The organism is Nocardia sp. NPDC004278 (assembly GCF_053602975.1).
This window is the reverse complement of sequence record NZ_JBSGEQ010000012.1, coordinates 91,238-111,028: the sequence shown is the minus strand read 5'-3', so window position 1 is coordinate 111,028 and position 19,791 is coordinate 91,238. Positions and strand designations below refer to the sequence as shown.

At 67.0% G+C, this 19,791-nt stretch carries 19 protein-coding genes; 11 read left to right on the top strand and 8 right to left on the bottom strand.

The window, feature by feature from the left end:
• Nucleotides 1-27: 27 nt before the first annotated feature.
• From ACWEO2_RS20230 to ACWEO2_RS20190, 9 genes are all read left to right on the top strand, one after another.
• Nucleotides 28-840, top strand: coding sequence for a DNA-formamidopyrimidine glycosylase family protein (locus ACWEO2_RS20230; RefSeq protein ID WP_452406709.1), 813 nt, complete (start codon nt 28-30; stop codon nt 838-840).
• A 117-nt stretch (nt 841-957) separates the two neighbouring features.
• A complete protein-coding gene (locus ACWEO2_RS20225) occupies nt 958-1,143 on the top strand; it encodes a hypothetical protein (protein ID WP_452406708.1) in 186 nt (61 codons plus the stop codon).
• A 33-nt stretch (nt 1,144-1,176) separates the two neighbouring features.
• Nucleotides 1,177-1,743 carry a TetR/AcrR family transcriptional regulator gene (locus tag ACWEO2_RS20220; RefSeq protein ID WP_452406707.1) on the top strand — a complete coding sequence of 189 codons (567 nt, stop codon included), beginning with the start codon at nt 1,177-1,179 and terminating at the stop codon, nt 1,741-1,743.
• Nucleotides 1,744-1,854: 111 nt separating this feature from the next.
• Nucleotides 1,855-2,007 carry a hypothetical protein gene (locus ACWEO2_RS20215; protein ID WP_452406706.1) on the top strand — a complete coding sequence of 51 codons (153 nt, stop codon included), beginning with the start codon at nt 1,855-1,857 and terminating at the stop codon, nt 2,005-2,007.
• Nucleotides 2,008-2,084: 77 nt separating this feature from the next.
• Nucleotides 2,085-3,443: a hydroxysqualene dehydroxylase HpnE gene (hpnE, locus tag ACWEO2_RS20210; protein WP_452406805.1), complete on the top strand. Its 1,359-nt coding sequence runs from the start codon at nt 2,085-2,087 to the stop codon at nt 3,441-3,443.
• A gap of 62 nt (nt 3,444-3,505) precedes the next feature.
• The gene (locus ACWEO2_RS20205; protein WP_452406804.1) at nt 3,506-4,087 is read left to right on the top strand and encodes a TetR/AcrR family transcriptional regulator; all 582 of its coding nucleotides are present in this window, start codon (nt 3,506-3,508) and stop codon (nt 4,085-4,087) included.
• 94 nt (nt 4,088-4,181) lie between these two features.
• Complete coding sequence (locus ACWEO2_RS20200; RefSeq protein WP_354958127.1) at nt 4,182-4,403, top strand: hypothetical protein; 222 nt, start codon at nt 4,182-4,184, stop codon at nt 4,401-4,403.
• Nucleotides 4,404-4,494: 91 nt separating this feature from the next.
• On the top strand, nt 4,495-5,169 hold the full coding sequence (locus ACWEO2_RS20195) for a winged helix-turn-helix domain-containing protein (protein WP_452406705.1): 675 nt from the start codon (nt 4,495-4,497) through the stop codon (nt 5,167-5,169).
• Nucleotides 5,166-6,437 (top strand): sensor histidine kinase, encoded by a 1,272-nt coding sequence (locus ACWEO2_RS20190; RefSeq protein ID WP_452406704.1) that lies wholly within the window; start codon nt 5,166-5,168, stop codon nt 6,435-6,437. Before ACWEO2_RS20195 ends, ACWEO2_RS20190 begins: the two co-directional genes overlap by 4 nt.
• Nucleotides 6,438-6,440: 3 nt before the next feature.
• On the opposite strand, the gene ACWEO2_RS20185 is transcribed toward ACWEO2_RS20190, so the two are convergent.
• Nucleotides 6,441-8,174, bottom strand: coding sequence for a glycerol-3-phosphate dehydrogenase/oxidase (locus ACWEO2_RS20185; RefSeq protein ID WP_452406703.1), 1,734 nt, complete (start codon nt 8,172-8,174; stop codon nt 6,441-6,443).
• Nucleotides 8,175-8,436: 262 nt separating this feature from the next.
• On the opposite strand from ACWEO2_RS20185, the gene glpK reads away from it, so the two are divergent.
• Entirely contained in the window at nt 8,437-9,957 is a 1,521-nt protein-coding gene (glpK, locus tag ACWEO2_RS20180; protein WP_452406702.1) for a glycerol kinase GlpK, read from the top strand.
• Nucleotides 9,958-10,081: 124 nt separating this feature from the next.
• Here glpK and ACWEO2_RS20175 read toward each other — a convergent pair whose 3' ends face one another.
• The 4 genes from ACWEO2_RS20175 to ACWEO2_RS20160 all read right to left on the bottom strand — a co-directional run bounded on the left by ACWEO2_RS20175 (nt 10,082) and on the right by ACWEO2_RS20160 (nt 15,509).
• The gene (locus tag ACWEO2_RS20175) at nt 10,082-11,257 is read right to left on the bottom strand and encodes an aminotransferase-like domain-containing protein (RefSeq protein WP_452406701.1); all 1,176 of its coding nucleotides are present in this window, start codon (nt 11,255-11,257) and stop codon (nt 10,082-10,084) included.
• A gap of 225 nt (nt 11,258-11,482) precedes the next feature.
• Nucleotides 11,483-12,565: a hypothetical protein gene (locus tag ACWEO2_RS20170; RefSeq protein ID WP_452406700.1), complete on the bottom strand. Its 1,083-nt coding sequence runs from the start codon at nt 12,563-12,565 to the stop codon at nt 11,483-11,485.
• 73 nt (nt 12,566-12,638) lie between these two features.
• A complete protein-coding gene (locus ACWEO2_RS20165; protein WP_452406699.1) occupies nt 12,639-13,649 on the bottom strand; it encodes a hypothetical protein in 1,011 nt (336 codons plus the stop codon).
• Nucleotides 13,650-14,105: 456 nt separating this feature from the next.
• The gene (locus ACWEO2_RS20160; protein ID WP_452406698.1) at nt 14,106-15,509 is read right to left on the bottom strand and encodes an NAD(P)H-quinone dehydrogenase; all 1,404 of its coding nucleotides are present in this window, start codon (nt 15,507-15,509) and stop codon (nt 14,106-14,108) included.
• 125 nt (nt 15,510-15,634) lie between these two features.
• On the opposite strand from ACWEO2_RS20160, the gene ACWEO2_RS20155 reads away from it, so the two are divergent.
• Nucleotides 15,635-16,114 carry a gamma-glutamylcyclotransferase gene (locus ACWEO2_RS20155; RefSeq protein ID WP_355187001.1) on the top strand — a complete coding sequence of 160 codons (480 nt, stop codon included), beginning with the start codon at nt 15,635-15,637 and terminating at the stop codon, nt 16,112-16,114.
• A gap of 76 nt (nt 16,115-16,190) precedes the next feature.
• On the opposite strand, the gene ACWEO2_RS20150 is transcribed toward ACWEO2_RS20155, so the two are convergent.
• The 3 genes from ACWEO2_RS20150 to ACWEO2_RS20140 form a co-directional block, all read right to left on the bottom strand.
• Nucleotides 16,191-17,357 (bottom strand): M20 family metallopeptidase, encoded by a 1,167-nt coding sequence (locus ACWEO2_RS20150; RefSeq protein ID WP_452406803.1) that lies wholly within the window; start codon nt 17,355-17,357, stop codon nt 16,191-16,193.
• 89 nt (nt 17,358-17,446) lie between these two features.
• Nucleotides 17,447-18,718 (bottom strand): M20 family metallopeptidase, encoded by a 1,272-nt coding sequence (locus ACWEO2_RS20145; protein ID WP_452406697.1) that lies wholly within the window; start codon nt 18,716-18,718, stop codon nt 17,447-17,449.
• 94 nt (nt 18,719-18,812) lie between these two features.
• The gene (locus ACWEO2_RS20140; RefSeq protein ID WP_452406696.1) at nt 18,813-19,517 is read right to left on the bottom strand and encodes an enoyl-CoA hydratase-related protein; all 705 of its coding nucleotides are present in this window, start codon (nt 19,515-19,517) and stop codon (nt 18,813-18,815) included.
• Nucleotides 19,518-19,791 lie beyond the last annotated feature (274 nt).

Genomic DNA, 19,791 nt, shown 5'->3' with positions numbered 1-19,791 from the left:
CGATCCCGACCGGCCTATGGTCGAACCATGCCTGAAGGCGACACCGTTTTCCTGACCGCGGCTCGACTGCGGCTCGCATTGGCGGGAAAGACGCTGATCCGCAGCGACTTCCGGGTGCCGCGCTATGCCACGGTGGATCTGGTCGGACAGCGGGTCGAGGGTGTCGCCAGCTATGGCAAACATCTTTTCGTCAGGACCGACGAGGTCAGCGTGCACACCCACCTGAAGATGGAGGGCGAGTGGCGGACCTACTGCGCCGGTGAGCGGTGGACGCGACCGCCGGTCACCGCCCGGCTGGTGCTCGGCACCGACGACACCGAGGCGGTGGGCTTTTCGCTCGGTACCGTCGAGGTACTGCGGCGCGCGGACGAACACACCGCCACCGACCATCTCGGTCCGGACCTGCTCGGCGACAACTGGGATGTGACCGAGGCGGTGCGCCGGCTGTCCCGGCATCCGGCCCAGCCGATCGGCCTTGCCCTGCTCGACCAGCGCAATCTGGCCGGCATCGGCAATATCTACCGCAGCGAAATCTGTTTCCTGCGCCGCGTGCACCCGGCCACCCCGGTCGGCGCGGTCCCTGACCTGCTCGCACTGGTGCACGAGGCGCATCGCGTACTCACCAAGGCCGCCACCGAACCGCCATGGCGGCCACTGGCCTACGGCCGGGCCCGCCGCCCGTGCCAGCGTTGTGGCACCCGCATGGTCGTCCATCTGCTCGGCGAACCCGAAGCCGAGCCCAAGCCCGGCCGAACCGCACGGATCACCCAGTCCGACCGCATCACCCAGCGCGAGCGCGGCATCTACTTCTGCCCGCGGTGCCAGCCCGAACCCACCTGAGCGCCGTCGCGCACAAGAACCAGCAGAATCATTTGCCATTCAGTTGCTAACACTTGTCCAATTTTCAACGACTAGCACCTTGGAACAAGCACCGAGGAGCTGGCAACAGTGATAGCAATGGGCACGGACGCGCGTCGCGCGATCGCGATTGCCAGTCGGCTGTTCACCGCGCTGCTCGCCATCGCCGCGACCGCGGTTTTCAGTTATCTACTCCTGCACGCATTTTCACCCGTCGGCGACGCGAGCACCCCGCAACCAACACCACCCACCACATCGACGGTGCGTCAGTCCATAGCTCACTAGACCGGTCGTCATAGTTCACGTACCGTAAGGCAGGTGGCACCTCGCACCGACTCGCGCCAACGCTTCATCGATGCCGCGGCCGACCTCTTCCATACCCAGGGCTATCACGCCACCGGCTTGAATCAACTCGTCAGCGCGGGCGGCGCACCCAAGGGCTCGCTGTATTTCCATTTTCCGGGCGGCAAGGAACAGCTCGCCGCGGAGGCCCTCGCCCAGTCGGGCAAACAACTGCACGACCAACTCGACGCGATCCTCACCAATGGCGGTGATATCAATGCCGTCTTCGACGCCCTGACCGCGCCGCTGGTCGATTCCGACTTCGAACGCGGCTGCCCGATCGCGACCATCGCACTCGACGCCGGACGCGAGAGCGAACCGATCAGGCAGGCCTGCGTCACCGGTTTCGAATCCTGGCGGGTGTCGATCGAAAAGTTCCTGCGGGACAAGGGGATCGACCGACCGCGCGCCGCCGAATTGTCCACCGTCGCGCTCGCCATGATCGAGGGCGCCCTGCTGCTCGCCAAGACCCAGCGCGATATCGCTCCGCTGCGGGCGGTCGCCGCTCATCTGCGCACCACCTTCGAACAGGAGCTTTCCTGATGCGAGTGCACCACCTCAACTGCGGAACCATGCGCCCACTCGGCGGGCGACTCGTACTTCCATCCTGGCGTCCTCGATCTGGTGCGTCCGCGTCAGCCCATCGGGACGGCGATGTTCGAAAAGAGTGCGCAGACACTTCCGACCGCGCGCATCGAGAATCAGCGGCGGATGGGCGAACTCGTACGCGACCACGTCGATGAGGTCACGGTGTTCTCCGCGCACAGCTCGATCGAATTCCATGCCCTGGAGCAGGTTGTCGTTTAGAAGACCCCGAAACCCTTGACGGCCCAAGCACTCCCGGTTAACTTGCAAAATGTAAGTTAACTAGGGAGGGCATCGTGCTGGATCCACGGCAGTACGTGGTCATCGGTGGCGGCCTGGCCGGACTCGCATCCGCGGTCTGGCTGGCCGAGGCGGGCAAGCAGGTCATCCTGTTGGAACGTCGTGGCAGACTGGGCGGCCGGACGCATGCGATGAAGGTCGACGCGGTCGACGACCTCCCCGATAACGGCCAACACGTGATCGCCAGCGGTTATGAGCATCTGTTCCGCTATCTGACCAGCGTCGGCACCCGCCAGCACGTCGCCTTCCCACACGGTGGGACGCTGCGCTGGCCCGGCGGGCGCAGCGTGTTCATGTCGACCAAGGGCTGGGGCGCATGGCGCACCCTGTTCGGCGCACATCCCGACGCGAGCCTGCTCGATCGGCTGCGCGCGGCCCGCGCCACCGTGCGACTGGGCTGGCAGAGCCTGCACCAGCCCGCCGACCTGGCCGACCTCACCACCGAACAGTGGTTCAACCGGGTGGGTATGCCCGCCGCGGCGCGAGAAGCGTTGTGGGACTGGCTCGCTCTCGGTCTCGCGGCCGAGCCGGTGCAGCTGGAATCGGCCAAGATCCTCGCCGATTTGCTGGCAACCGGCATCCGGCTCGGGATCGAACACCGCAGGGCGGTCACCATCGGCTACCCGACCACCGACCTCGATACGCTCTTCATCGGCGGCGCCCAAAGGGTTTTCGAGAAATTCGGTGTCGAGGTCCGGCACCGCGCGGTGGCTCGCCGCATCAATATCGACAATGGTGTTGTGACCGGGGTGGTACTCGCCGACGGATCGGTCGTCCCGGCCGATGCCGTCGTCTGCGCGGTGCCGAATTCGAATATCGGCGGACTTCTCGACGAACTGCCCGAACATGCCGAAATCTACGCCGCCGCGGACAAATTGGGCTACACGCCGATTGTCAGCACCAACCTCTACCTGGACCGTCCGCTCGGCACCAAGGCCGAATTCGAGGCGCTGATCGGCGGCACCGGCATTATCGACGAGGTCTTCGACCGGCAGTTGATGACCGGCCGCAGCACCGACCGGGCCTGGCTGTACTGCCTGACCACCAGCGGTGCCTACGAACAGATCCACAAGACCAACGAGGAGATCATCGACGAGCAGATGCGGCTGCTGCGCCGCTACTACCCCGCCGCGGAAAACGCGAAGGTCGTTCAGGGACACGTGGTTCGGATGCCGAAGGCAACCTTCTCGCAGGTAGTCGGCACTCACGGCCTGCGCCCGGACCAGCGCACCTCGATACCGACGCTGGTACTGGCCGGTGACTGGACCGCGACCGACTGGTCGGCCACCATGGAGAGCGCGGTGCAGAGCGCCGCCAAGGCGGTGGATCTGCTGCTTGCGCTACCGTCATTGCCGTGACCACGGAGCGCTCGACGTCCGAGCACCCCAGCGCGAAACCATGCACTACGCCCAAGCGCCGCATGTCCGCGGCCGACCGGCGCGCACAACTGCTGGACGTGGCGCGCGATATCGTCGCCGCCGACGGCTTCGGCGCGGTGAGCATCGAACGGGTCGCGCGCGAGGCACGGGTCGCGAGAGCCCTTGTGTATCAGCAGTTCACCGATCTGTCCGGGCTGATGACCGCCCTGGTGGATCGGGAATCGGCGATCGCACTCGCCGGCATCGGCAGTGTCGATCGGACCGGTACCGCCGACGACGTCGATGAGCTCGGCCGCGGCATCCTCGCCTATCTGCACACCGCGCCGACCAGTTGGCGGATCATTCTCAGCCCACCCGACGGCGGACCACCCGATCTGCGCGACCGGCTCGAACTCGGCCGGGCCTATGCGCGGGCCATCGGCGCGCGGCAGCTGTCGCGCTATGCCGGGGTCACGGTCGATCCGAACGGCGCGACCGAGCGCATCCTGCTCGCGGCATTGGAGGAGCTGGCCCGACTGCACCTGGCCGATGCGCAGCAATATCCGGATGAGCTTGTGCTGCACTATATTCGGTCCCTCATCGCGTGGGCGATTCACGTCGAGGCACCGAAAGATACGCACTGAACTGCGGTTTCACCTCCATCACGAAATTCTCATGGACGCATTGGTTTTCTTGTTCCAGCGCGGGAACGACCCGCGAGAACGAGAGGAAACGACCATGAAGATCCGCTCCGCAATCGCCGCCGGAATGTTCGCCCTCGGTGCCGTCGCCGCGGGCGCCGGTGTTGCCTCAGCCGCGCCGACCCCGATGCACACCCCCTTCATCGGCAACTACGCGACCTACGATGCCTGCGCCGCCGACGGGAATTCGCCGAAGACCGGTGGCACCCAGTGGGAGTGCCGCGAGGTCGCCGACGGCTGGGATCTCTACACCTACTGAGCACCACGTGCGGATCGAGTGGCCGGCAGGGGGTCGGCCACTCGGACTCCCCCCTGCGCACGGAGTGTGAAGTACCTTATTCTCGGACCTCGTGCGGGTGCTGGTGATCGAGGATGATGCGGGTCTTGGCAACGAAGTCGCCGCGGGATTGCGATCGGCCGGTTTCGCGGTCGACCTCGCACCCAACCTCGCGGATGCCGATTTCAAGATCTCCGTCAATGTCTATGACGTCCTTGTCGTCGACCGTGGCCTGCCCGACGGCGATGGCCTGCAATTGGTTTCGGCGCATCGGGCCAGGGGCCAGCGGGTTCCGGTGCTTATGCTCACCGCCCGCGACGCACTGGCCGATCGCATCGCCGGATTCGATAGCGGCGCCGACGACTATCTCGTCAAACCCTTCGCACTGCCCGAACTCGCGGCGCGGGTCCGGGCGCTGTCGCGGCGACGCGAGCATCCGGCACCGGCCCGGATCCTGCTCGGCGATATAGATATCGACCTGCCGCGCCGTCGGGTGCAGCGCGCGGGCATCCTGCGCTCGCTGACGCCGAAGGAATTCGCCGTCCTCGAACTGCTCGCCACCCGGGCCGGCAACGTCGTCTCGCGCTCGGAGCTGATCGAATGCTGCTGGGACGAAATGGCCGAACCCGCATCGAATGTCGTCGACGCCGTGATCGCGCAACTGCGCCGCAAGCTCGGCGCACCGCCGGTCATCGAAACCGTGCGCGGCACCGGCTTCATGATCGGAAGTGACCCATTCGCACCTTGATCTCCACGGCGGACGCCCGCCCCGCCGTGGCCCGGCTGCGCCGCACCCGCTGGCAGCTCACCGCGCTGATCACCGCGATCACCGCGACCTGTCTGATCATTCTCGGCATCGTCGCGGCGACCATCGACGCCCGCTCACGCGCGAGCGCCCTCGATGATTCCCTCGATCGGGTGGTGAGCGGGCTCGTCCGTGCTGTCGAACTGCCCGAGGGCGAGGAAACCGTCGATGTGAGCCAGCTCGAGAACGACGCACTCGCCAATGGTGAGATGGCGGTGCTGGTACTCAGTTCACCGGGCGACGGCAAGTGGCAGGAGGACTTCGCACATCTGCGCTCCTGGCTGCCCAAGGACGACGGTGCCGCGGGACTCGCCGATGATGCCGACCTGGCCGATGAAACCATCTTCCGCGACGGATACGACAGTGCCGGTCGCCCGGTCCGGATCGCGGCGACACCGATCAACTGGGAGGACTCCAAGACCAAGGCGGTCGTCATCGCGGGCACGAATCCCGGTATGTTCGACCGTGATCGGGCCCTGCTGATCTGGGGGCTCGTTGTCGGCGGGCTCACGTTGGTCGCGCTGTCCGCGGTGGCCGGACATCTGCTCTCGAGTCGGAGCATGCGCCAGGCCATCGTCATGCTCGAAGAGCAGGAGCGCTTCCTCGGCGACGCCGCGCACGAATTGCGGACACCGCTCACGACGCTCGGATTGGTCACCGCGCCGCGCCGTCGCAATCCGCATGAGGTCGAGCGGGCGCTGGCCGATGCCAGGGCGCTGGGCGCACGAATGGAGCGGATCGTCGCCGGACTGTTGGCGCGCGCCCGGATGCAGGCGGGCGTCACCACCATGGAGCAGGTGCAGCTGCTGCTGGATCAGCTCACCGAATCGGTGGTCGAGGAGTTCCCGAAGGCCGGTATCGTGCTGCGGGCCGATCCCACTGTGGTGGTCGGCGATCCGAATCTGTTGAGCCTGGCGGTGCGCAATCTCATCGAGAACGCGATCACCCACGGCGCGGTCAATCGTGGTGCGCCCGTTGAGGTGCATGTCGCCGACGGCCGCGTCAGCGTGCGCGACCACGGCGCGGGCCTGACGCCACAGCTGTCGAGCAATCCGTTCCAGCGCGGGGTGACCGCCGGTCGCGGCAGCGGCATCGGACTGGCCCTGGTGGCGTGGATCGCCGAACTGCACGGCGGCACCGCGACAATGGAACCGGCCGCCGGTGGCGGCACCATCGCATCGATCGTGCTGCCACCACCGCCGATCGGGTAATCCTCAGGTGTCCAACGGGACCGGTTCCAGAATCTCCGGGCGCGGTTCCGGGGCCACGATGCGCAGGGCGTCGGCGGATTCGTCGTCCGGCTGGGTCTGGGAACGGATCTCGGCCGCGACCCGGGCCTGATAAGTCCTTACCTCCCAATCTATTTCGTCATTGTCCCAGCCGAGCACCGGCGCAACCAGCCGGGCCACCTGCTCGGCGCAGTTGGCGCCGCGGTGCGAATATTCGATGGAGATCCTGGTCCGGCGGGCCAGAATGTCCTCGAGGTGCAGCGCGCCCTCCGCCGCCACCGCGTACACGGCCTCCACCTGCAGATACGACGGTGCGTCCATAATCGGTTGCAGCAGTTCGGGTTTGCCATCGGCCATGGCCATCACCTCGTCGATGAGCGAGCCGTAGCGATCGAGCAGATGCTTGATCCGGTACGGATGGACGCCGTATGCGTCGGCAAGCTGCACCGTCTGGTTGATGAGCGCGAAATAGCCGTCGGCGCCGAGCAGCGGGACCTTCGCGGTTATGGATGGCGAGACGCGCGCCGGAATATCCTGGGCCGCTTCGTCCACCGCGTCATAGGCCATTACCCGGTAGGTGGTGTACTTGCCGCCCGCGATGCCGACCAGCCCCGGTGCCACCCGCGCGACGGCGTGCTCACGCGACAGCTTGGATGTCGAATCGCTTTCGCCCGCGAGCAAAGGTCGCAGACCCGCGTAGACGCCGTCGATATCACCAGGGGTGAGCGGCGTGACCAGCACCTGGTTGACCCGGTTCAGCAGATAGTCGATATCGGCCCTGGTCGCCGCCGGATGGGCCAGATCCAGATTCCAGTCGGTATCGGTGGTGCCGATGATCCAGTGCGCACCCCACGGAATCACGAACAGCACCGAAGTGGCGGTGCGCAGAATGATCGCGGCATCGCTGACGATGCGGTCGCGCGGCACCACGACGTGCACCCCCTTGGAGGCGCGCACATGGAAGCGACCGCGATTGTGCGAGAGCGCCTGCACCTCATCGGTCCAGATTCCGGTCGCATTGATCACCACATGCGCGCGGATCTCGCCGGTGCGCCCGTCCTCGCTGTCGCGCACCTTCACCCCGACGAACCGGTCGGCCTCGCGCAGGAAACCGACGACCTGGGTGGAGGTGCGGATCACCGCGCTGTAGTGCGCGGCGGTGCGGGCGACCATCATGGTGTGGCGGGCGTCGTCGACGACGGTGTCGTAATAGCTGACGCCGCCGATCAGCGAATCGCGGCGCAGGCCGGGGGCCAGCCGCAATGCGGCGTGCCGGGATAGATGATGTTGGCCGGGAACGGATTTCGCGCCGCCCATGGTGTCGTAGAGCACCAGTCCGGCCGCCACGTACGGGCGCTCCCAGCCGCGATGGGTCAGCGGGTAGAGGAAGCGCAGCGGTTTCACCAGATGCGGCGCGAGGGTGGACAGTGCGAGTTCGCGCTCCCGCAGGGCCTCGCGCACCAGTCCGAATTCCAGCTGCTCCAGGTACCGCAGACCGCCGTGGAACATCTTCGAGGACCGGCTGGAGGTGCCGGAGGCGAGATCACGCGCCTCGACCAGCGCGACCTTCAGACCACGGGTCGCGGCATCGAGCGCGATGCCGGAGCCGACCACACCGCCACCGACGACGACCACATCGAAGTGATCCTTGCCGAAGCGCTCCCATGCCGTCGCGCGCTGCTCGGGGCCGAGAAACTGCGATTCCGGTTTCTTGTTCATGCTCGACTCCTCCCGCCGACGCGGCGTCGGGGTGTAGACGGCGTTTGTGGTCTTCGGGCATGCGCTCGAGCTGCACGGTAAGGCGGTGTTCTGTTGTACAGGCTAAGGGAGTCGGCCGGGATCCCCGGTCGAGGCCGAAGCCGTGTCGCCAACCTACGCTACCCGCCGGTAACCGATACCAACACTAGTCCGGCAACCCGCTGGCCGCGATGTGATGCGCGGTTTCCTACGCGGGCCGCGCCGCTTTTAGTAGCCTGCACGAATGCGTCGCTATGTGGCCGCCATCGATCAGGGCACGACCTCGAGTCGGTGCATCATCTTCGACCGGCAGGGCCGCGTCGTGGGTGTCGCGCAACGCGAGCACGAGCAGATCTTCCCGCGGCCGGGCTGGGTCGAACACGACCCGGAAACCATCTGGCGCAATACCGAATTCGTACTCGGCGAGGTGCTGCGGAGCACGGGTATCGCCGCCGATGAGATCAACGCGGTCGGGCTCACCAATCAGCGCGAGACGACGGTGGTGTGGGATCGGGCCAGCGGCAAGCCGATTCACCACGCGATCGTCTGGCAGGACACCCGCACCGATCGTCTGGTGAGCGAACTCGGCGGCGAATTCGGACCGACGCGCTACCAGGAGCGCACCGGTCTACCACTGTCCACCTACTTCGCCGGGCCGAAACTGCGCTGGATCCTCGACAAGGTCGAGGGCGCGCGGGCCCGTGCCGAGGCGGGCGAGCTGTGTTTCGGCACCATGGACAGCTGGGTGCTGTGGAATCTCACCGGTCAGCACATCACCGATGTGACCAATGCGTCGCGCACCATGCTGATGGATCTTCGTACGCTGCAATGGGATCCGCAGCTCTGCGCGGAATTCGGCGTGCCGGAGTCGATGCTGCCCGAGATCCGCAGCTCATCGGAGATCTATGCGGAGATCGGCTCCGGCCCGCTGGCCGGGATACCCGTCGCGGGCATCCTCGGCGATCAGCAGGCGGCGACCTTCGGCCAGGCCTGCCTATCCCCCGGCGAGGCCAAGAACACCTATGGCACCGGCAATTTCATGCTCCTCAACACCGGAACCACACCGGTATTCAGCAAGCACGGGCTGCTCACCACGGTCTGCTACCGGCTCGGCGGCGAGGCGGCGGTATACGCGTTGGAGGGATCCATCGCGGTGACCGGCTCCCTGGTGCAATGGTTCCGGGACAATCTCGGCATCATCTCCACCGCCGATGACATCGAGCCGCTGGCCCGCAGCGTCGAGGACAATGGCGGCGCCTATATCGTCCCCGCGTTCTCCGGCCTCTTCGCGCCACGCTGGCGCCCGGACGCCCGCGGCGTCATCGCGGGCCTGACCCGCTTCGTCAACAAGGGGCATCTGGCGCGGGCGGTATTGGAGTCCACCGCATTTCAGACGCGTGAGGTGATGGACGCCATGCGCGCCGACGCCGAATCCCAGCAGCTGCGGCTCGAACTGACCACCCTCAAGGTCGACGGCGGCATGGTCGGCAACGATCTGCTCATGCAGTTCCAATCCGATATTCTCGACGTCCCGGTGGTGCGCCCGGTGGTCAATGAGACCACCGCACTCGGTGCGGCCTACGCGGCCGGGCTGGCCGTCGGGCTATGGGAGAGCACCGATGACATCCGGGCCAACTGGGCCGCGGATAAGACCTGGCAACCGTCGATGTCGGCGGCCGACCGCGAAACCCAGCTCGCCGCTTGGAACAAGGCCGTGGAGCGCACGTACAACTGGGTGGGCTCCCCCGCCTCCCCGAATACCTAGCCGATCCTCGGGCACGTCGAAAGTCGCGGCGCGGGCCGGCGGTGGAGTGCCACGGCGGGTCCCGGTTGTACCCGGTGAGTTACCCATGTGCTCACAAAATCAGTTGTTGCGCTGAGCGGGTCAGCTACTCGGCAGCTCTGGCCATCCGATCGACGGCCACTTCGAGCGTCGCCGCTTCGAAAGTGGTGAAGCACATGCGCATCGAGTGGCTGTAGTCGGTATCGACGGCGAAGGCGGAGCCGGGCACAAAGGCGACGCCGTGGTCGATGGCGCGGGGCAGCAGGCGATCGGTATCGGTGCCATCGGTGAAATCGGCCCACACGAACATGCCGCCGGTGGCGTCGGTGCAGGTGACGCGATCGCCGAAGTGAGTGCGCACGGCGTGCACGAGCGCCTTGGCGCGGTCGCCGTAGGCGGTGCGGACGGTATCGATATGGCCGGTGAGCCACGGCTCGTCGGTGAGCAGTTCGGCGACGATCTGGTGGGTCAGCGCCGAACCGCACAGGTCCGCACCCTGCTTCAGCAATTCGACCGCGCGACAGACCCGGTCCTGGGCCACCATCCAGCCAACGCGCAGCGTGGGCGAGAGGATCTTCGAGGCGCTGGAGAGCCGGATCACATTGCGGGAATAGGTCGCCACCGGATCGGGCGAGGGCCGGTCGAACCAGAGCTCACCGTATGGGTCGTCCTCGATCACCCAGAAGCCGTACGCGTCGGCCAGTTCGGCCAACTCGCGACGGCGCGGTGAACTCATCGTGACACCACCCGGATTGTGGAAGTTGCTCACGGTGTGCACGACCGTCGGACGTTCACCGCGGGCCAGCAACTCCTTCAGCACATCCACCCGCATGCCATCGGAATCCAAGGGCACCGCCACAATTCGCGCTCCCGCCGCCCGGAACACCTGTAGCGCGCCGACATAGGCCGGATCCTCGACGACGACCAGTGCGCCCGGATCGAGCAGCACCTCGGCGAGCAGCGAAAGCGCCTGCTGCGAGCCATGGGTCACGAACACCTCACTGAGCTCGACCGGACGGCCCAGCTTGGCCGACTCGCGCTGCCGCAGCACATCGCGCAGCGGCGCCCACCCGGGCGACTCGGTGTACTGGAGTACCGCGGAACTGCGCAGCGCGGCCTCGGCCGCCGCGGCGAGCCGCTCACGCGGCATCAGCTGCGCATCCGGCAGCCCGCCCGCCAGGCCGATCACCTCGGCGCGGGTGGTCAGCGTCAACAGATCACGGATCGCCGAGCTCTTCAGTCCGGCCAGCTTGGCCGCGAGCGGTGGATTGGTCGGCGACATGGGAAACCTCCGGGAACGCCACAGTACGCGAAACCCCACTGTCCCACATCGCCGCCAAGATACGAAATATTCATCCCATGATCCGAAACCCGAGCCACTGCTCTCGCACCCACGTGGGTAACTCGCCGAGTACGCCCAGAACTCGATACCCGCCCGACCATCAGCCCGCGACGAGACCCGTCGCGGCACCCGGCGACCGGCAAAGACCCGCGGAGGCGGTCGAGCTCAGATGCGTTCCTTGATCGCGAAGATGACGGTCTTGCCGTCCCGGACCACCGTGGTGACGGTCTGCCGGTACACATTGGTGGTGCCATCGGGACGATGCTCGGTCAGGTCCACCTCGAAGGTGTCGCTGGCGACCTCGGCAATCCGCAGGCAATGCGTGGTGCCGACCGGAATCTGCTCGTTGATGGCCTGCTGGATGATCTCGGCCGTAGACACATTCTCCGCATCCGGCGCGACGTACTTCCTGGCCCGCTCGCCACTGCGGCCGACGTAGAACTCGTACTGGAAGCCGAGGATCGCGCCAGCGCCGCTCGCGGTGTCGCCCTGGCCATTGCCACGGGTCACCTTGCCATCCCTACTCGCCGGACAGCTCAGCGCGGCGGAGGTGCTCGGCGGCGGCGGTGGTGCCGCCTTCGGGCTGCTGTTGTCGTCGCGGCTGACCGCGACAAAGGTCACCACCAGCGCGAGGACCACCACGACGGCGGCGAGCACGCCGAGCACGATCCACCGGCCCCGCGAACCGGAACGCGACGAGGTCGCGCTGATCTCATCGGAGAGCAGCTTCGGCGCAAGGCGTTTGGCGATCGGATCATCGGACCAGGACAGGCCGGACGGATCGGACGGTGGTTTCGGCACACCGCCGGACTCGCTCGGGTTGCTCCACCAGGTCTCGCGCTGCTGCGGCGTCGCATGCCGGACGGTGGCCTCGGTGGGATCGGGTTCGGCCGGCGGCTCCGGCCGTCGCACGGCCGGTGGCTCCGGCCGTCGCGCGGGTGGCGGTGGCGCGTCACCGAATACCGTCGTATCCGGTGCGCGGTACTGCGGGGGTGGCGGCGGCACCGTCTGCGGTTCGTCGGCGGGACGCCAGATCAGCTCGGGGTGATCGGTGGCGGGCTCGGGCACCGACCACTGTGGTCGGACCTGCCCACCCGTCGGCGGACCGAATTCACCCACCGGTGGGCCGAATTCCGACACCGGCGGGCCGAATTCGGAGACCGGCGGGCCGAAATCGTCCAACGGAGGACCGAACTCCGACCCGGACTGGTCGGATTCGTTGTTCCTGCCATCACCCTCGGAGCCCACACCAAATCCTTTCCCCAGGACACACGTGTGGGGCGGTCGCGAACGACCGCCCCACCCGTCGAATCAGCTCGTGTCAGTACTGGAGCGACCCACCCCACTGAGTGGTGACCCCGGCAACGTTGACCGTCTGCGGAGCCAGTTCGCCTGGCGGCAACGGAAGTTTAACTTGCGCGGCGGCCTCGAGCGCAGCCGCGCCACCCGGCTGTTCCCGAATCCAGTGCTCGACAGCGGCCTTGGCCATATTCGCCTGCGTGGTGTCGAGGATCACCTCGGTCTTGTTGTCGGCCAGGCCCTCACCACCGGTGTAGGTGGTGACCTTGACGGTGTTGGCGCCGACGTATTCGACCGAGACACCGGCCTCGCCCTGCCCGGTCGGGGTGCGGTACCCGATGGTGCCGACGTAGCCAGCGGCATTGTTGAAGTGGTGGGTGTTGGCCACATAACCGGGCGCCAGGCTGCCACCGTCGATATTGGCGCCGATCTCCTGGTGCGGACCGTCCATCTCGACGACCGGTGCGGCCGGGGCCTGCTGCAAGCGCGGAGCCGCCCAGCGTGGCTGCTGCACCAGCGTTTCGGTCTCCGGCTGCTGCGCGGTCCTGGCATTCGGATCGCTCGGAGTGGACGCACCCGGCCCGGTGGTACCGGGCTGCGCGGGCTTCGGCTCGGTGCCGGGAGCCGTGTCCGGTACGACCGCGGGAACCGCGGGTCCGGTCTGCCCCGGAACCGGCAGCGGCGCGACGCGCGGGGTGGTGACACCCGGCTGGGTCGGCACCGACAGCTTCGGATCCTTCGGCGGATTCGGCATCACCTGGTTCGGATCCGGCGTCGTGACACCCGGCTGACTCGGTGTCGGCTGACTCTGCGACGGCTTGCCCGGATCCGGCTTGGTGGTCTCCGGCTTGCCCGGATCCGGCTTAGTGGTCTCCGGCTGGCCCTGATCCGTTGGCGCCGTGGTGCCCGGATCGGCCGGAGCCGGTGCCGGGGTGGTCGGTGTACTCGGCTGATCCGGAACCGCCCCCGCCGGTGCCGCGAAGAGAGTGGCCACGGCCGCCGCGGTGGCCAGTGGCAGCGATGTGCTCGCCATCGCTCGCTGCGCCCGACTCGGCTTACGATGTTTCACTTTTCGCAATCCCTTCCCGTGTGCGACCGGTGGGTCACACGCAGTTTTCCCTGGTGAGACGCTTAGCCCACAAACGAGGACCGGCGAACGACCAAGCGGCCGTTCGCCGTTCCCGTTGGAAAGGATCGATCCCCCCACACAGAACCTCACGATCGCCCGCCGATCGCATCTCTGCGGGAAGTGAACCACATGCGCGACCGACTGGCAACGCGGTGAAAGTCCAGACAAGACAGTAAGACTCGGGGCACTCGAGATCGACCGATAGTCCGCTCACCGCGGAGCGAGTTCTACGAGCGACGTTCGCGGCCCGTCTCCACCCGTCGCCCGACCACCACCCCTCATCGAATCGCTGCGCGATGCTGAATATTCGGGGCCGCGAACACGCCGCGCCGCAGGCGCGGCAAATCGAACACAGCTGTGTCAGTCCAGGTCGTCGTGACGCATGAGCAGGCGCGCGGCCTCGGTCACCGAGCCGGTGAGCGATGGATACACCGAGAAGGTCTGGGCGAGATCGGTGACGGTCAGATTGTTCTGTACCGCCAGGGCGATCGGCAGGATGAGCTCCGAGGCGATCGGGGCGACGACCACGCCGCCGATGACCACACCGGTCGCGGGTCGGCAGAAGATCTTGACGAAACCCCTACGCAGACCCGACATCTTGGCCCGCGGATTGGTGTTCAGCGGCAGCATCACCGTGCGCGCGGGCACCTCGCCATTATCGATGGCGGTCTGGCTCACGCCGACGGTCGCGATCTCCGGACGGGTGAAGACCGCCGAGGCGACCGTCTTCAGCCGGATCGGGCTGACGCCCTCGCCCAGCGCGTGGTACATCGCGATGCGGCCCTGCATCGCGGCCACCGACGCCAGCGGCAGCAGACCGGTGCAGTCGCCCGCCGCGTAGATGCCGGGCACCGAGGTCCGCGACACCCGGTCCACCCGCAGGTACCCGCCCCGGTCGAGTTCGATGCCGACCCGCTCCAGTCCGAGGTCGTCGGTATTCGGGATCGAGCCGACGGTCATCAGCGCATGCGTACCGGTCACGGTGCGGCCGTCGGAAAGTTTGACCACGATGCCCTCGGCGGTGCGCTCCACCGCATCGGCGCGGGCATGCTTGACCAGTTCGACACCGCGTTCGGCGAGTGCGTCCTCGAGTACCAGCGCGGCATCGGCGTCCTCACCGGGCAGCACGCGGTCGCGGCTGGAGACCAACTTCACCTGGACGCCCATCTCGGTATAGGCGGAGACGAATTCGGCACCGGTCACGCCGGAACCGACCACCACCAGGGTCTCCGGCAGTTCTTCCAGGTCGTAGAGCTGGCGCCAGTTCAGGATGCGCTCGCCGTCGGGCTCGGCGCCGGGCAACACGCGCGGGCTCGCACCAGTGGCGATCAACACAACTTCGGCCTCGATGGTCTCCTCGGTGCCATCGGCCAGCAGCGCGCGAACGCGGTGCGCGGCCAATCCGGTGGCCGGATCGCTGAGCTGACCGCGTCCGGCCAGCACCGTCACTCCGGCGGCCTGCACCTTGGATCGGATATCGGAGGACTGGGCCAGCGCAAGCGCCTTCACCCGCGCGTTCACCTGGCCCAGTTCGATCTGCGCCTGACTCGGATCGAGGGTGATGCCCAGGTCACGGGCGCGACGCAGATCGGTGCGCACGCCGGTCGAGGCGATGAAGGTCTTGGACGGCACGCAGTCCCACAGGACGCATGCCCCGCCGATGCCGTCGCAGTCGATCACGGTGACCGTTGCTCCGTGTTGGGCCGCAACCAAGGCCGCTTCATAACCGGCCGGTCCGCCACCGATGATCGCTATGCGGGTCATGGATACCTCCGCTCGAGCTGTTCGACCGGGATCTCCGGTGCCGGTAAACAACGTTAGCTGGCGAACACACGGTCATCTCGCCGGGATAGAGACGATGTGCGCAGGTTATTGGATACCCTTGCGTCGTGCCGATCTACGCCGCCTACGGGTCGAACATGGACTCGTCCCAGATGCTCGAGCGCTGTCCGCACTCCCCGATGTCCGGGACAGGATGGTTAGAGGGCTGGCGCCTCACCTTCAGCGGAGACGACATCGGCTGGGAGGGGCCGCTGGCGACCGTCGTCGAGGAGCCGGGCTCCCAGGTGTTCGTCGTGCTGTACGACGTATCCCCCGAGGACGAACAGCGCCTCGACCGCTGGGAGGGCTCCGACTTCGGCATCCACCGCAAGGTCCGGCTGCGCGTCACGCCGAGCCCGGGCAGTGGTTCCGACCCGATCCTCGCCTGGCTGTACGTACTCGACGCGTACGAGGGCGGGCTGCCCTCCGCGCGGTATATCGGTGTGATCGCGGACGCGGCCGAAAAGGCTGGCGCACCAGCGGAATATGTGCACGCGCTGCGCACCCGCAACAGCAAGAACGTCGGCCCGGGCTTCTTCGGCAGCTGAGCGGAGCTTCTTCGGCAGCTGAGCGGAAACGAAAGCGGCCGATCCGTTCGGATCGGCCGCCTCCAGGTGTTTGCCTTCAGCCCGCGTTCAGCACGATCTTGCTGAGCACCCGGATACCCACCGCGAGCGCGCGCTCATCGATATCGAATGTCGGCTGGTGCAGATCCAGCTGTTCGCCGTGTCCGGACCAGACCCCAAGGCGGGCCATCGCACCGGGCACCTCCTCCAGGTACCAGGAGAAATCCTCACCGCCGCCGGACTGCGGGGTGTCGGCGAGTGCGTCCGGGCCGAGTGCGCGGATCGCGTCCTCGAACATCCGGGTCGACTGCTCGTCATTGACCACCGGCGGCACGCCGCGCTTGTAGTTCAGCTGATAGCGCACCCCGGTCGGGGCGAGCAGGCCGTCCACGATCTCGCGCACCATCGGTTCCAGCAACGACCAGGTCGCATGATCGCCGGTGCGGATGGTGCCGGTGAGCATGCCGGTCTGCGGAATCGCATTGGGTGCCTTGCCAGCACTGACCGCACCCCACACCATGACGGTGCTGGTGCGCGGGTCGATGCGGCGGCTGAGCAGTCCGGGCAGCCCCGTGATCACGGTGCCGATGGCATAGACCAGGTCGCTGGTCAGATGCGGGCGCGAGGTGTGCCCGCCCGGCGAATCGAGCACCAATTCGATGGTGTCGGCGGCCGAGGTGATCGCACCGACCCGGATGCCCAGCCGACCGACCTCGAGGCGCGGATCGCAGTGCAGCGCGAAGATCCGGTCGACGCCCTCCATCGCACCGGCGGCGACCATATCGATCGCACCGCCCGGCATCACCTCTTCGGCGGGCTGGAAGACGAACCGCACGCCGACCGGCAGTTTCTGATCTGCCAGCGCGAGCGCGGTGCCGAGCAGGATCGCGGTGTGTGCGTCGTGTCCGCAGGCATGTGAGACGCCGGGGACGGTCGAGGCGAAGCTGAGTCCGGTGAACTCCTGTAGGGGGAGCGCGTCCATATCGGCGCGCAACCCGATCCGCGGTGCGTCGGCCGGACCGATGTCGCAGAGCACTCCGGTGCCGTTGGGCATCTTCTGCGGCGTCAATCCGGCCTTGGTCAGCCACGACGAGACGAACTCGGTGGTCGCGAACTCGGTGCGGGACAGCTCCGGATTGGCGTGGATATGTCTGCGCCACTGGACGAGGTCGACGGTGTGCTCGGCAAGCCATGCCTCGACCGCTTCCTGCCCGGTCTGTGCGATGTCCGCAGCGGCGCTGCGCGGATCAACCGTGATCACGCGTGCTGCCGCCTCGGGACCCGCCGCGCGCGCCGTGGGGCGGCCGGTAGTGCTCACCGAATGTCCTCCTGTCGTTGAACGAGCCGTTGCAACAACCTGTCTCTATGTACTGCATCGCGGGCCACCGCGATAGCGGTACGTGCGAGGGCGATCGCACCGTCGGTAACCGCGCGATCCGCCGAGGCGTTGATACTCGCCGCGGCGAAGCCGGGCTGATGAGTCACCGCCCCACCGGCATCGATGCCGATGACCGGATGGATGCCCGGAATGACGTTGGTGACGTTGCCCATATCCGTACTTCCGAGCGGTCGCTGCGCCTCGAGTTCCGGTGCGATCGGCACCCGGCCCAAGCCGATGATCTGCTCGCGATAGGCACACAGTAATGCCGAATCGGGAGTTAGCTCGGTATATGTCGGCGCAACCGTCCGGATTTCGTGCGTGCAGCCGGTCGCCAGCGCACCCGCCTCGAAACAAGCCGACGCCCGTCGCATCAGATCGTCGAGGGATGCGGAGTCGACTGCACGTAGGTAATACAGCAGTTCCGCACGTCCGGGAACGATGTTGGGGGCTACGCCACCGTCGCTGACTATACCGTGCAGTTGCTGTCCAGGGCGGAGATGTTGGCGCAGCAACCCCAGAGCAACCTGTGCGACGGTCACCGCGTCGCCCGCATTGCGGCCCAATTCCGGCGCGGCACTCGCATGCGCCTCCAGACCGTGGAACACCACCGCCAGATCCGCCAGGGCCAGCGAACGCGCGTCGACGATCTCGTAGGGGCCGGGATGCACCATCAGCGCCATCGCGACATCGTCGAAAGCGCCGCGTTCCAACATCAGCACCTTGCCGCCGCCGCTCTCCTCGGCAGGCGTGCCGAACACGACGACGGTGATGCCGAGCGCATCGGCCACCTCGGCCAGGCCCAGCCCGGCGCCGACCGCGGCGGCGGCGATGATGTTGTGCCCGCAGGCATGTCCGATCTCGGGCAGCGCGTCGTACTCGGCGCAGATGCCCACGGTGAGCTCGCCGGATCCGTAGCTGGCGCGGAATGCGGTCGGCAGTTCGGCGATGCCGGTCTCGATCCGGAAGCCGCGCGCAACCAGCGGCGCGATGGTCTTGGCGACGCTGCGAGTCTCCTCGAAGGCCAGCTCGGGTTCGGCGTGGATGGAATGCGAGAGTGCGATCAGTTCGGCCGCCGCGGCCAGGATCGCGGCATCCGAGGCCGCCGAATCCGCGCCGTCCGGATCGACCGGCGCGCAGTCGCCAGCGGCGTGCGCGGCCTGGTTATCCGTGCGTGATTCGGGCTGCCCGCTACGCGGTGGTGGCATGGCACACAGTGTTGCACTGCGCTGCCGATCGAGCGCACCCCGCGCCCCGGGCGCGATGTGCTAGCGCGCTCCCGAGATTGCGATCAGCCTGACGTTATTCCCCGGCGAACGCCAGATTCTCCACAGTGGTGGGCGTCGCGAGACCGACGAGCGCCTTGGCGTGCAGCGCGCGCTTGATCACCGGCAGATTCGGCTTGCGATTTGCCGCGAGTGCGGCAGCGCGCTCGATCGCGGACTTCAGCAACTCATCAGCATCGGCCTTCGCATCGACAATGCCCGCGGTAATGGCCTCGTCGGCGGCGAAGCGGTGCCCCGCGGTCATGGCCTGCACGCAGACCTGGTTGGTCAGTCGTTCGGTGAGCAGCGCGTTCATACCGACGGTGAACGGCATGCCGAGGTGCACCTCGGGCAGGCACCAGAAGCCGCGGTCCGCGCGCATCACCCGGAAGTCGTGCGAGGTGGCCAGCATGGCGCCAGCGCCGAAGGCGTGGCCGTTGACGGCGGCCACCGTCGGCATCTGGAAGGACAGCAGCCGGGTGTAGATGCTGTGCACCCGGTCGAGGTAGCCGTGCATCTTGTCCACATTGCCGAACAGCCAGTCGGTATCGAGGCCATTGCTGTAGAACTTCCCGGTCGCCGTGGTGACCAGCGCGGCCGGCCCCTCGGACGCCTCCACCTGGTCGAGCAGCCGGTGGAATTCATCGATCCAATCCGGATGGAAACGGTTCTCGCTGTCGGTCTGCCCCTCGCTCCCGAGGTAGACGACGAACACATCCCCTTCACGTTCCAGATACGGCATGCGTGCAGCGTAACGGGTGCACAACAGCACACCTACTCGCGGGTAGCAAACATTCGGCGGGCCTGTTCACGGCCCATCTCGCGTCCGGACGGAGCTGCGGCGATCGAACTCAGCTGCGTCGAAGCGCATGCGACGCAGGCACGAATCTCGGCCAATGGTGGGTGCACCTCGGCGCCACACTGCCTCCTAGAGGTGACCACCACGGAGCGAGTCTTACGAGCGACCGTTCGCGGCCCGTCTCGCGTCCGAGTCGTCGAAGCGCATGCGACGCAGT